Raw genomic sequence first — 12,013 nt, forward strand, 5'->3', positions numbered from 1 at the left:
GCAATGCCGAGGCCGCAACAGACGCATCACGCGCGCTGAACGATTATCTGGTTGAATTCGCATTGGCCGTTGTGGCGCGTCAGGCAGCACGGTGAGCAGGAAGTCACCAGCTGCATCCACAGCGCTACGTCGACCAACGCCTATCGGCTGGCAAATCGCATGATTGCCACCGACCCGCGGACGCCCACGACGACGCCAATTCCAAAGCAGTAACCTGCTACGGCGATTTCAACATGCTGGACCCACATAGAGATTGTCAGCCCTCTGAGGCATGCGACAGGCGAGTAGACTATAGAACGGCTGTTGCACCATTTGGGTATTCAAGTCAGCGACGACACGGTCGCACGACACTTGTCGCGAGACGGTCAAGTATCTTTAACATCTCAATTTATTCGAGCACGTCTTGACCGCAAAGCCATCAACAGCAAGAAGCGGAATTGTATCCTACACCTGAACGGCCCAGATCAAGCGGCTGCGTCAGTGGGTTGAGCTAGCGTTGAGTTGAGATCACTAAGGATTAACGGCACAAGCGTCCACTTGAACCGCAAACCCACAATTCTGGCAGAACGAATAACACTGAGAACAAACCATCCAGATCCGGCGCTTGATCTATCAGAGCCGAGCAGCCTAACATCAAACGGCTTGGCCGCTGCCATTCATATAAAAATCAGTCAATCCATTCCAAATCATTTGACGATGGATACGCAGATTCGGAAATCCAGGCCGTAGCTGACCAACTGCAATCAAACATGTTCCATAAAATCCGAGATGGTTTGTGAGACTGGTAAAGTAAGGTAGCTCAGTAAAGGCACTATAATCGGAAACCTGTTCATCATGCGCCCAGACAACTTCACTGAGAACCTACATCTTCTGTGCAGCTATTCGAGGTCAATTTCCGATGTTTGCGAACGGCTAGCCATCAATCGTCAACAGTTTCATCGTTATCTTAACGGCCAGAGCCGACCTTCCAGGCGTAACATGCTGAAGATCTGTAATCATTTCGGTGTGGAGGAGCATGAAGTACTCATGGATCCCGGTAGTTTTCGTGACCTGATGGCAATCCGCAGGCCGCTTGAGCATGAGGCTGACCCATTTGGCGAATACGTCGCCAAACTTTACCGTATCAATCCCAACAATCTTAAGGCGATGACACCCTTCACAGGCTATTATCATTGCTATTATCGCCCAATTGAATTTCCTGGAAAAATCCAGTGTTCGCTTATGCGTATGCATCGTGAGCGTGGCTTCATCTACGTAAAGAACATCGAAAACTATGCTTCAGTTAAGCATCGAGCACGCAGGACGCTAAAGTATACTGGGATTGCGTTTCACACGGGAGAGCGGATTTTCGTACACGAACGTGAAGTTAACGCCGGCCAAATGATCTGGACCACACTACTCTATCCGGCACTGCGTGATCAGGCGTCAGTTCTAACGGGCCTTAGTCTGGGGATAAGCAGTTCCGCGGCGCGAGACATTGCGTGTTATCACGTTGTCTGGGAACCGCTTGGAGAACAAATCAATATCCGCGAAACTCTGAAATCGTCCGGTTTATTCGATGTGGACGATCCAGCCATTTCTGAAGAGATCAGACAAGCCACAGTTAACGTTAACAAGCCTGGTGACCATGGGTTTGTTGGACGATCTTGGTCTCATTTCTAGTAGAAAAGTTGTCGCACTCTGTCTCTATTTTAGATGCAAAACGCGACTTCTGCACTCTCAGTTTATCTGCAACACTTCGATCGCTGAAAACTTTTCTCGATTAACCATGCGGAAGTATGACGCCCGAGGCCTCATGAAAATGGACGCCAGGCTGTGCGGAGACTTCGATCAACAAGGAGATAAGTAATGAAAACAATTACTAAGTCGCGCGCGGCACTCTTGGCAGTTCTGGCGGCGCTACCCGCGTCAAACGCACTGGCCACAGACAGGACCACTCCTGTTGTAATACCCATCGTCAGCGATACTTCTACTGATGTGATCTCCAAAATCCTGGGGGAAACGCTCGCCAGTGCGGGCTATCGTGTTGAGTATGTTCAGGCCGACTATACTGCAAGCTTCTCAGGCATTCAGACAGGTGATTTGGAGTTCGCAGTCTGCTGGCAATCGACCATGGAACTTTGTGAAGGCTCGACGGAAAGTGGCAAGGCCGTGAATGCCGGCAAGACGGGTGTGAGTTCAGCTGAGGGTTGGTGGTACCCAGTGTCACTCAAGGAACACTGTCCCGGCCTTCCGGACTGGAAGGCGTTAACGCAACCCGCCTGCATCGATGCGCTTGCTACTGCCGAAACAGCACCCAAAGCTCGCTTCATCGAAGGACCCGCCGACTGGATTATGCCGGTAGAGGAAATGGCAAATGCATTTGGCATAAACGTGGAACCAATCGCATCGGGTAGCGCTGCCGCGCTGGTCGCGACCATTTCAACTTCCGCTCAGCGTGGCGAGCCAGTGATTGGTTGGGGATATACTCCGCATTGGTACTTCATGAGCGACGAGGGCGAATTTGTGGCGTTCCCCGAATACACTGAGGAATGTGTGAGCGATGCCTCGTGGGGAGTGAACCCTGACGCCACGCACGATTGCAACGTACAGGTCGGTTCACTCTGGATTTTCGCAAATTCCGAGTTTCTCAGCGAAGAGCCTGAAGCCAAGGCGATCATAGACAGGTTTGAGCTGACCGATGCACAAGCTGCCAGCGTCCTGAAAAGCATAGACGTAGATGGCGCATCACTCGATGCAGCGGTTGATACCTGGATGTCCGAGAACAAAGCTACTTGGGAAAGTTGGATCAACTAGTTCTCGCTTCCCAAGGCCATTGGAGGTCTGGTCGCAGGAGCGACCAGACCGATCTTGCCACATGTCGGCGCCCATCAAGCAACAGGATTAATTGAACGGATGACGCCGCACCCATCGACTACGGATCGCGAAGCGCTGATCGAATGCTGTTCGGTCTGGAAACTCTATGGTGACAGGGCCGAAGCCCTTGCTGCGAGATATGGCCAGAACATTTCAACTGAAATTCTGAAAGAGACCGGAACGATATCCGCCGCGCGCGACGTGACCTTTGACGTGCGCAAAGGTGAGATTTTCGTCATCATGGGCCTCTCTGGTTCGGGAAAGTCCACGATTCTTCGCTGTATGACGGGACTAATAGAGCCGACACTCGGCTCACTCAAGGTAGCCGGGACGGATCTCAAGACCGCGTCATACGAGGAAATGATAGAGATCAGGCGTCACAAGATGGGCATGGTCTTTCAGGACTTTGCTCTATTGCCGCACCTGACAGTCCTGGACAACATCGCGTTTCCGCTGCGCGTTCAGGGCATTTCCAAGACGCTACGCCATTCCAAGGCACGGGAGATGATGGATCTGGTTGGCCTGTCAGGACGAGGAAATCATTGGCCGCATGAGTTGTCTGGCGGGCAACAACAACGTGTGGGCATCGCACGCAGTCTTATGACCGAACCTGAGATCTGGTTCTTAGATGAGCCGTTTTCGGCGCTCGACCCCATTATCCGGACGGAGATGCAGAATGAATTCCTCCGGCTTCAAAACCTACTGCAAAAGTCAATTGTCTTTGTAACCCACGATTTCGACGAAGCCGTGCGCCTTGCCGATCGGATCGCTATTATGGAAGGGGGCTGCGTCGTTCAAATCGGCACGCCCGAAGAACTTATCACGCGGCCTGCAACTCCGTATGTTACCGAATTCACAAAGAACATCCCACGCAGCAAAGTGGTGCGTGTTCGTACGGTCATGGGGCCAGCAAACAAAGGCTTGTTGATCGAACCGGTCTCAGCGGACGCGCTCGTTGGCGACATTGCCCAAAGGGTTCTCAGCTATCGCGATCCAGTACCGGTGACCGATGAAGATGGCCAGATTATTGGAACAATAGACGCGCCTAAAGTTGCCGCAGTGCTTATGAACAAGGAGGCGGAAACGTGACCGATGTTGCCGCACAAAATCGTTTGCGCCAGAGCTCCCAGAGTACGAACGCACTTATTCTATCAATGTCGATTCTATTCGCCGCGCTGGTCTGGCTGTTAACAGATCACGGAAACTGGCTGCGCTATTACCCAGAAAATTGGGAATGGAACATCGCCAGCAAAATTACGCAAGCGATAAAGTATCTGGTTAATGACGCTGCCATCAATGGGATCACACTTTCTGAAGTGACGCGCAGCTTTGCAGATGTGTTGGAAATCCCGATGCTCGCTTTGCAGGGCATACTTTCAGAGGGATTTACCTTCTACCACGCAAACGGCGAAATTACCTTCATCCCATCAATGCCCTGGCCGGCTGTCGTTTTTGGACTGACCGTATTCGCTTGGTGGGCAGGAGGCCGACGCGTCGCAGCAGTCTCGTTCATAACGCTAACCTACTTTCTGATATTCGACCTTTGGGAGCCAGCGATGCTGACACTCTCATCGGTGGTGATTGCCGTTCTAGTCAGTTTCGTTCTGGGACTGCTATTGGGCGTCTGGGGCTATCGTAGCGCACGCGCAAATGCCGTACTTGTCCCTGTCTATGATGTTATGCAGACCATTCCGACATTTTCATATCTCGTCCCAGTGTTGCTACTTTTCGGTTTCAATCCCGTGGCCGCAATGATTGCGACGGTGATTTACGCGATGCCCCCAATGGCGCGTGTCACGACCCTCGCGTTGCAACGGGTACCGACCAATATCAGCGATTTCGGCACCATGGGTGGCTGCAACCGTCGACAGAAAATGTGGCTCGTCATGGTACCCGCCGCGCGGCAAAACCTACTCATAGGACTCAACCAGGTCATAATGCTCACATTTGCAATGGTGATTATCGCGTCGGTCATCGGTGCGGGCGGCTTGGGAGGGAAGGTCTATCAAGGACTCAAATCACTAAAGATTGGTGACGCAGTTGAGGCGGGAATAGCTATCACACTATTGGCAATCGCTCTCGATCAAATTTCACGGGCAATTGCTGTGCGGCGACCGAACCATGTGCACGGTAACGCGAAATCGTTCTGGGAGCGGCATGTACTTGTTGCGGCAACGCTAGTGTTCACTCTGGCAGCATGTTTTTTGACTTGGGTCTTTCCCGCGCTACAGACCTATCCTGACCGGCTTACTATCTCAACCGGCAGCTTTTGGAACGACGGCATCCTATGGATCAGCGACACATTCTACCCTCAGATCAAAGCCGTACGCGAAACGCTAATCGGATATGTTATGCGACCAGTCAAAACCTTTCTATTGAGCGTGCCGTGGACAGGTTTCGTTGCAGTCGTTTCAGCAGTCTCCTTCATAATAGGAGGGACGCGGCTGGCGCTGATGAGCCTGGGGTTGCTATGTTTCATAGCCATAACGGGCTACTGGGAAGGAGCAATGGTCTCCTTGTACCTTGTGGGGTTATCCGTGATTGTCACGTTGATACTCGCGCTTCCAATCGGTGTTTGGGCGGGACTGAACGACACGGCTGACCGCATTGTGACGCCCGTCATCGACACGCTGCAAACCATGCCAAGCTTCGTCTACCTGATACCTGTCGTGATGCTTGTGGGCGTGGGCGAATTTGCCGGGCTTATTGCTATCGTAGCATATTCCTTACCGCCAGGCATACGATACGCAAAGCAGGGTATTCGCAATATTGCGGCTTCAAGCGTTGAAGTCGCGGACATGTCTGGCTGCACCGCGCGGCAAAAGCTATGGCATGTCCAGCTGCCTCTTGCTCTCCCGGATTTCATGCTTGGCATCAATCAAACTATCATGTTTGCCTTCAGCATGTTGGTAATTACTGCGCTCGTCGGCACTCGCGGACTTGAGCACGACACGCTCGTTGCCATTTCAAAAGTACAACCAGGTGAGGGGATCATCGCGGGTCTTGGTATCGCATTCCTTTCGATAATCACAGACCGCTTGATCGGGCAAGCAGGTCGAAACATGCAGCACCGCGTGAAGCGGAACATCCGATGAATCGGCCAGAACTGACGTTTGCCACCGAAGATCCACTTTGCCGGCTAAATGCCCACGAAGCACTTGATCTGTTCCGTTCGGGCAGTTTGTCCCCTGTCGAGCTGTTGAGCGCTCAGATTGCTCGCGCAAACGAGGTCGAACCTGTTATCAACGCCTTCACAGAAACATTCTTTGACACCGCAATGGAAGCAGCAAGGCTTGCAGAGCAACGCTATCTCGCGCGCGTCGACGATCTGCGACCGCTTGAAGGCCTGGGAGTCACAATCAAGGATGTGCTTGACCAAAAAGGGGCACACACCACCTACGGGAGCATCGTATATCGCGACAACCTAGCGACGCGCGACCATCCGGTAGTCACACGCATTCGAAATGCAGGTGGAATAATCCATGCCCGAACCACAACGTCTGAGCTGGCTTTCGGCTGGATCACCGCAACGCGGTTATGGGGTGTGACGCGCAACCCCTGGAACCCAGACTTGACACCAGGAGGTTCATCCGGCGGCGCCGCTGCGAGCCTCGCTGCAGGTACAAGTACGCTCGCGATCGGGGCGGACAGCGCCGGTTCCATCCGAGTGCCAGCCGCCTTATGCGGTGTCGTAGGTTACAAACCACCAACCGGCAGGATTCCTGATCCTGTTGAAGGACAAGATCCCTACAACGTTATTGGACCGCTAGCGCGAAACGTTCGTGATTGCGCTTTGCTCCAGAACGTCATTAGTGGCATGCATCCATCCGACATTGGCTCATTAAGTGAACGTGTGGAGTTACCTTTAGTCAATCCTGGCGTCGCGGGCCTGAGGCTAGCTTTTTCAACAGGATTGGGTAAAACAGCACCAACATCCAGTATCCTGGCCGTGATCCAGGCAACGATCAAGCAAATGCGGAGCGTCGGTATTGTCGTTGAAGAACCAGATATCGACTGGCCCAGCAATGTGATCGACGACGCCAAAGCTTACGCTATCGGCTTGGTTGCGACCAAGCTTGGTAATATGCTCGATAAACACGGGATGGATGTATGCGATTACATCACATGGATTGGAGATACTGCCCGTAACTGTGATGTTTCCGTGTTTTCCAGAGCAATCGAAACCAAGAGCCAATTGTATTCGAAGTTATCGGACGTGATCTACAAGTTTGATGCGCTGATTTGCCCTGTCGTCCTTACCAATCGCGTCGGTGCTGAACAAAGGCCCTGGACACGCATGACAATCAACGGTGTTGAGCTCGACAGTGACTACGACTGGGTTGCTACGCCGCATTTCAACATGTTGGGCCAATTGCCTGCCCTATCTGTGCCGATAGGACTTGACGACAATGGCCTCCCGGTTGGGCTCCAGGTGGTATCACGGCCTTTCGATGACAGGCGTGCCTTTAGGGTGGCTTTGGCGATAGAGAGCGTTGTCCAATCCGCTATGTAATGATTGTCCCCACCTGTTCCCTGGTCTTGACCCCTGAAACTGGTCCGTTCTGATGGCGAATTTTCGGGCACACTTCGGAAGCGAGAGGAGTGTCCAGATGCCGAAGAAACGATTCACCGACGAGCAGATTGCGTTCGCGCTGAGGCAGGCGGAGGCCGGCACGACCGTCGGCGAGATCTGCCGCAAGATGGGCGTGGCGGAAGCCACGTTCTACCGATGGAAGAAGGTCTACGCCGGGATGGGCGTGTCCGAGATCAGACGTCTGAAGCAGCTCGAGGACGAGAACACGAAGCTGAAGCGCCTGGTTGCCGATCTGACGCTGGACAAGACCATGCTGCAGGACGCCCTGCGAAAAAAGTGGTGAAGCCCGTCTGTCGCCGCGAAGTCATCCGTCATTACCAGGAGGTTTTCGCGTTGTCGGAACGTCGGACGTGCCGGGCCATGGGCTTTGGGCGGGCTTCCCACAGATATCGGTCTCGGCGGGATCCCGCCGTGGAGCTCCGAATGCGGATCAAGGAACTGGCGGAAGCGCGGGTGCGTTACGGTTACCGGCGGCTGCACGTCCTGCTCCAGCGGGAGGGCTGGCACGTGAACCACAAGCGTACCTACCGGCTCTACAGCGAGGAAGGCCTTTCGATCCGAACGCGGAACCCCAGGCGCCGGCGCGCGTGCCGCTATCGGTCGGGACGCTCCGAGGCCGATGCCCTGAACGATGTCTGGGCCATGGACTTTATGTCGGACAAGCTCTTCGACGGCCGGCCGTTCCGGATCCTGACCATCGTGGACTGCCATACGAGAGAGGCTCTCGCGACCGTTGCGAGGACGAACTTCCGGGCCTACCAGGTTGTCGAGGAACTCGACCGGATCGCCCGGAGCCGGGGCAAACCGCGGAGCATACGGGTCGACAATGGGCCCGAGTTTGCCGGGCGGCTGCTCGACCAGTGGGCCTACCTGAACAAGGTCGAGCTCGACTTCTCCCGCCCCGGAAAGCCCACGGACAATGCCTTCATCGAGGCGTTCAACAGCCGGTTGCGTCAGGAATGCCTGAACACTTCATGGTTCCTTTCGATGGCTGATGCCCGCCACCGCATCAATGACTGGAGGATCGACTACAACGAAGAACGGCCGCACTCGGCGCTCGGAAACTTGACACCGAGCGCCTTTGCGGCCCAACTGAAACCAGCCCGAAAGGTCGCATGAAGCCCGGACCAAAGACGGGGTGAAGTCCACCCGTGATAATACTATCCCAGTTGGTGGACCACTTCAGTGGGGGCACTCCATGTTGGCATGCCCCAGCGTGCCCTGGTCAGCTGCCAATCGCCCTCGCCACGCCGGATGATCGGTGCGGCATGGTCGGGATATATACCCGCCATCGGTGGCAGGTTGCCTGTCGCATCCTCGAACGCCTCATCCTCCTCGATCATGTCGTCAAAGACATGCCGCATCGCGTCCTGGCTCTTGGTCTGGGAATAGAGGTTGCACATCGGATCACCCGGGAATCAGGAAGAGAGGCAAGAACATTCGCGGAACATCTGGTTTGAGTAAAGCCCCCATTATAATCGGGTGGTCACTGGTACTGCGCTGCGCTATGGGATCTGCTCCAGCGGGTCGACCCGCATGTGCCGCCCTGTCGTCTGCCGCCCTGTCGTCGGATCAAATGCCCTCGTGACCCATCCCTTATAAAGCAAGTTCGAACATTGAAGTCATTCTGACGGCGATCAACACTGAATGATCAAGGCGATCATTGGAGCAGCTACAGTGAATTTACACTTTGTCCTGCACAGCGTGAGTTCGCTCGCAGTTGGATTTTGAGGTCGCGGCGAATGGCAATAATGACGAGCTACACTGCGGCATCCAAGGCGCTAGCGACCGGCGAGATAGGGGCCCGACAAGGACTCTTCAGGCACCTTCGCTGCAGATTACCGGTAAGTTTGGTCTGCTATTACGCCCCCAGTCATAAACGACTCCATCTGGACGCCAAGCTTGCGCCACAATGGGTTTCCAGCTGCCTTTGACCGGCATGCTTGCGGGCAGATAACGGTACCGTGCAATACCGCCCACGGTCACCTGGGACTGCGTTAAAACTAGCCCTGATCATTGCCGCGGACCGGAATACGGGCCAAACCGTCGAAATCGATCTCGCGCTTCTCCGCGTCATTGAGATCAGGCGCGCAGCCTGAGACCCTTTGCGGGCCGTCCTCCCACCGCACGGCCAGCACGCCTGTATTCCAACGATACACCCACCCCACAACTTTGCACCCGTCTGCTCCGACCAGTCGCGCAACCGCGATGCCTTCAACCTCATCTTCGTTCACTGTTTACCAACTTTCCCCTATTGTGTTGTAACTCGTCTCGGCTTGGGGTTTCGGAAGGACGGCTATCACCTCGCGATAGGAATCGCAGACAGGTCAGTGGCTGAGATTTGCCCGCAAATCAGAACGCGGGTAGACCCTTGTCGCCGATCAATTATCTTGTTCAAATCCTGTGGTCGGGCTCCGTGGCGGCCGCGACGATCGCCAGAACCTCCGACGCGTCAAAACCGATGGCGCGGGCCAGGACAACCAGTTCGACGACGTCGATCCGGCGCTGGCCGCTTTCAATACGCGCCACGAGGGATTGGTGGCAATTGAGCTTAGCCGCCAAGTCCTCCTGACCAAGGCCTGCCTTGGTCCGGGCGTCGACCAACGCCCGGCAGAGTGCCACCTGTCCTTTGCTTCTGATTGTCTTTGCCACGCGTCACATACCTTTCGTGACGTCGCTAGCGGATAAAATCTGTTATCTAAAAAGTGGATACATGAGGGCGGTATCAGTGTCGTCTTTCCAAGGGCGATAAGTCCAATGCACCCTGAGTGACCCATCAATCCCCCAACAATTGCAGGAAACGGCCATAGTCTTCGCTGACCTCACGCGCTTCCTCGAACGCACGGGCGCGCTCCTCGTCGAGGCAACGGAAGTAGCACTGGATATCCTGGATGTAATCTTCGAAGTCGCCACGGATCAGGTCGGCGTAATTCAGTACCGCCGGCGAATCGCTTGGGAGGAAGGGACGGGCCGGTGCGAGACAGGACGCCGCGAAACCCGGCCCGGGGACACAGGCCAGAAGGGCCAGAGCTTGCAATCGGAGCAGGCCTGTCAACCTTGGGTTTCTCAAACCTGTTATCTCCTTGATCGTGGGCATTGGCCGTGCCTAGTGTTTGCGTGACCAAACTACAGCCAAAGCACGATATTACATCTTGCGGTTGATAGTATACTATCGTAACTCTGGGCATCAAGTAGGAATGCCTTGGGTTGCGTCTTTGGAGAAAGCGTGAGCCGGGCCATGAACTGGGACATCGAAGCACCAAATGTGGTTACGGAAGCCAGGTTCCGCGAGCTCGTGGAAAGCGGCTATCGCGCTGAAATCCTGTGCCAGGAATCGGCACACAAGAAGGGCCCGAGCTATTACGGGGTCTGGGTCATGCGCGTTGTCTCGGACGAGGGCGTGGAAAAGCTCCTGGTCACCGCCCGCACACGGACCACGTATAACGATATCAAGATCCGCGAGTTCAAGACGATCACCGGCGTGGTGTCCTTCTTCATTGGCCTTGGTTTTGCGCATGTCGACCTGCCGCTTGAGGCGGGGACAAGCCGTACGCACAAACTTGCGCCGTCAGACAAAGCCCCATCAGACAAGGGCGCTGACACCTAGCCTCGTCTGTCTCTGGCTGGTGGCCGCGCCAGCCTCCGCGCAAATGGTCCTGGTCATGGAGAGCGACGGCTCTCTGACCCCATCCCGGTCTCAGAACAGTTTTGCCCGGAACTACAATGACGGCATTGGTCAGGGTTCGGCCTCCGATGGGATCGCGATCTTCGGTGAGGTAGAGGCCGAGCAAGAGGGCGTCCAAGTCGCGGCCCTTGCCCGCCCGACTCCCCTGCCCCGCGCCGATGTCCTCTCCGGGATTCAGACCACGGCCTTGCGCTATGCCGGCCATCCCGGCCTGCGTCGCGCGGGGCTTTCCGTGACGGATTGGCTGGCTCTCTATCGGGCCAATATCGAGGTTGAGAGCGCCTACCGGCAGGATGCGATTTCAAGTGCAGGTGCCATTGGCCTGGGTCAATTGATGCCAGCGACGGCGCGTGATCTGGGCGTCGACCCGCGTGATCCGCTGCAGAACCTCGACGGCTCGGCCCGCTACCTCGCGATGATGCTGGAGCGCTTCGGCGATCCGCGCCTGGCGCTGGCGGCCTACAACGCCGGTCCCGACGCCGTGCGCCAACACGGTGGCATTCCCCCTTACCGAGAAACCCAGAACCACGTGGCCCGCGTCATGGCTGTCGTGGCCCGATTGGAAGGATCAAATTCATGAAACAGATTTCAAACCTCTTTGTCGCCTCACTGGCGCTATTCCTGCTCATTGCCGAGCCCGCCCTTGCCCAAAGCATCGATCTCTCCCCGATCCAAAGCTTGTTGCAGGGCATTGTCGATGCGCTGACCGGCCCGCTCGGCGTCGTAATCGCCACACTCGCGGTCCTCGGCGTCTTCCTGAGCTGGTTCTTCAACATCATCGATCTGCGCCAGGCGCTCTGGGTCCTGGTGGGCATCGCCGGTGTCGCCGCCGCCCCGACTATCGTCGCCGCCGTTTTCAGCGCCCCTTGAGAGGCAGG

13 protein-coding genes are annotated in these 12,013 nt (G+C 55.5%); 9 read left to right on the forward strand and 4 right to left on the reverse strand.

The genetic code is table 11. The annotated features are described in order from the left end of the window. Nucleotides 1-834: 834 nt before the first annotated feature. The 6 genes from BSG08_RS19255 (at nucleotide 835) to BSG08_RS11460 (ending at nucleotide 8,569) form a co-directional block, all read left to right on the forward strand. A complete protein-coding gene (locus BSG08_RS19255; protein WP_139274561.1) occupies nucleotides 835-1,662 on the forward strand; it encodes a helix-turn-helix domain-containing protein in 828 nt (275 codons plus the stop codon). Between the two features lie 186 nt (nucleotides 1,663-1,848). Beyond that, nucleotides 1,849-2,796 carry a glycine betaine ABC transporter substrate-binding protein gene (locus BSG08_RS11440; protein WP_093036844.1) on the forward strand — a complete coding sequence of 316 codons (948 nt, stop codon included), beginning with the start codon at nucleotides 1,849-1,851 and terminating at the stop codon, nucleotides 2,794-2,796. Nucleotides 2,797-2,895: 99 nt separating this feature from the next. Next, on the forward strand, nucleotides 2,896-3,945 hold the full coding sequence (locus BSG08_RS11445; protein WP_093036846.1) for a quaternary amine ABC transporter ATP-binding protein: 1,050 nt from the start codon (nucleotides 2,896-2,898) through the stop codon (nucleotides 3,943-3,945). Then, on the forward strand, nucleotides 3,942-5,951 hold the full coding sequence (locus BSG08_RS11450; RefSeq protein ID WP_139274562.1) for an ABC transporter permease: 2,010 nt from the start codon (nucleotides 3,942-3,944) through the stop codon (nucleotides 5,949-5,951). Before BSG08_RS11445 ends, BSG08_RS11450 begins: the two co-directional genes overlap by 4 nt. Beyond that, nucleotides 5,948-7,369 (forward strand): amidase, encoded by a 1,422-nt coding sequence (locus tag BSG08_RS11455; protein ID WP_093036852.1) that lies wholly within the window; start codon nucleotides 5,948-5,950, stop codon nucleotides 7,367-7,369. Before BSG08_RS11450 ends, BSG08_RS11455 begins: the two co-directional genes overlap by 4 nt. A 97-nt stretch (nucleotides 7,370-7,466) precedes the next feature. Then, nucleotides 7,467-8,569 (forward strand): IS3 family transposase gene (locus BSG08_RS11460; protein ID WP_093037317.1). Its coding sequence is split into 2 segments (ribosomal slippage): nucleotides 7,467-7,719 and nucleotides 7,719-8,569, totalling 1,104 coding nucleotides; the frame shifts between segments, so codons are not numbered across the junction. A 41-nt stretch (nucleotides 8,570-8,610) separates the two neighbouring features. Here BSG08_RS11460 and BSG08_RS11465 read toward each other — a convergent pair. The 4 genes from BSG08_RS11465 to BSG08_RS11480 form a co-directional block, all read right to left on the reverse strand. Continuing rightward, nucleotides 8,611-8,853 carry an SOS response-associated peptidase family protein gene (locus BSG08_RS11465; protein ID WP_175544770.1) on the reverse strand — a complete coding sequence of 81 codons (243 nt, stop codon included), beginning with the start codon at nucleotides 8,851-8,853 and terminating at the stop codon, nucleotides 8,611-8,613. Nucleotides 8,854-9,453: 600 nt separating this feature from the next. Next, nucleotides 9,454-9,684 carry a hypothetical protein gene (locus tag BSG08_RS11470; RefSeq protein ID WP_093036855.1) on the reverse strand — a complete coding sequence of 77 codons (231 nt, stop codon included), beginning with the start codon at nucleotides 9,682-9,684 and terminating at the stop codon, nucleotides 9,454-9,456. Nucleotides 9,685-9,844: 160 nt separating this feature from the next. Then, complete coding sequence (locus BSG08_RS11475; protein ID WP_093036858.1) at nucleotides 9,845-10,102, reverse strand: helix-turn-helix domain-containing protein; 258 nt, start codon at nucleotides 10,100-10,102, stop codon at nucleotides 9,845-9,847. Nucleotides 10,103-10,226: 124 nt separating this feature from the next. Beyond that, complete coding sequence (locus tag BSG08_RS11480) at nucleotides 10,227-10,547, reverse strand: hypothetical protein (protein WP_245770672.1); 321 nt, start codon at nucleotides 10,545-10,547, stop codon at nucleotides 10,227-10,229. A 141-nt stretch (nucleotides 10,548-10,688) separates the two neighbouring features. Between BSG08_RS11480 and BSG08_RS11485 the strand changes: the two genes are divergently transcribed. From BSG08_RS11485 to BSG08_RS11495, 3 genes are read left to right on the forward strand one after another with little or no spacing between them, the layout of a single operon-like run. Continuing rightward, nucleotides 10,689-11,057 (forward strand): hypothetical protein, encoded by a 369-nt coding sequence (locus BSG08_RS11485; RefSeq protein ID WP_093036861.1) that lies wholly within the window; start codon nucleotides 10,689-10,691, stop codon nucleotides 11,055-11,057. 43 nt (nucleotides 11,058-11,100) lie between these two features. Then, nucleotides 11,101-11,715: a lytic transglycosylase domain-containing protein gene (locus tag BSG08_RS11490; protein WP_093037323.1), complete on the forward strand. Its 615-nt coding sequence runs from the start codon at nucleotides 11,101-11,103 to the stop codon at nucleotides 11,713-11,715. Then, the gene (locus BSG08_RS11495) at nucleotides 11,712-12,005 is read left to right on the forward strand and encodes a TrbC/VirB2 family protein (RefSeq protein WP_093036864.1); all 294 of its coding nucleotides are present in this window, start codon (nucleotides 11,712-11,714) and stop codon (nucleotides 12,003-12,005) included. Before BSG08_RS11490 ends, BSG08_RS11495 begins: the two co-directional genes overlap by 4 nt. Nucleotides 12,006-12,013 lie beyond the last annotated feature (8 nt).

This window comes from Roseovarius azorensis (assembly GCF_900109455.1).
GTDB classification, from domain to species: Bacteria; Pseudomonadota; Alphaproteobacteria; order Rhodobacterales; family Rhodobacteraceae; genus Roseovarius; species Roseovarius azorensis.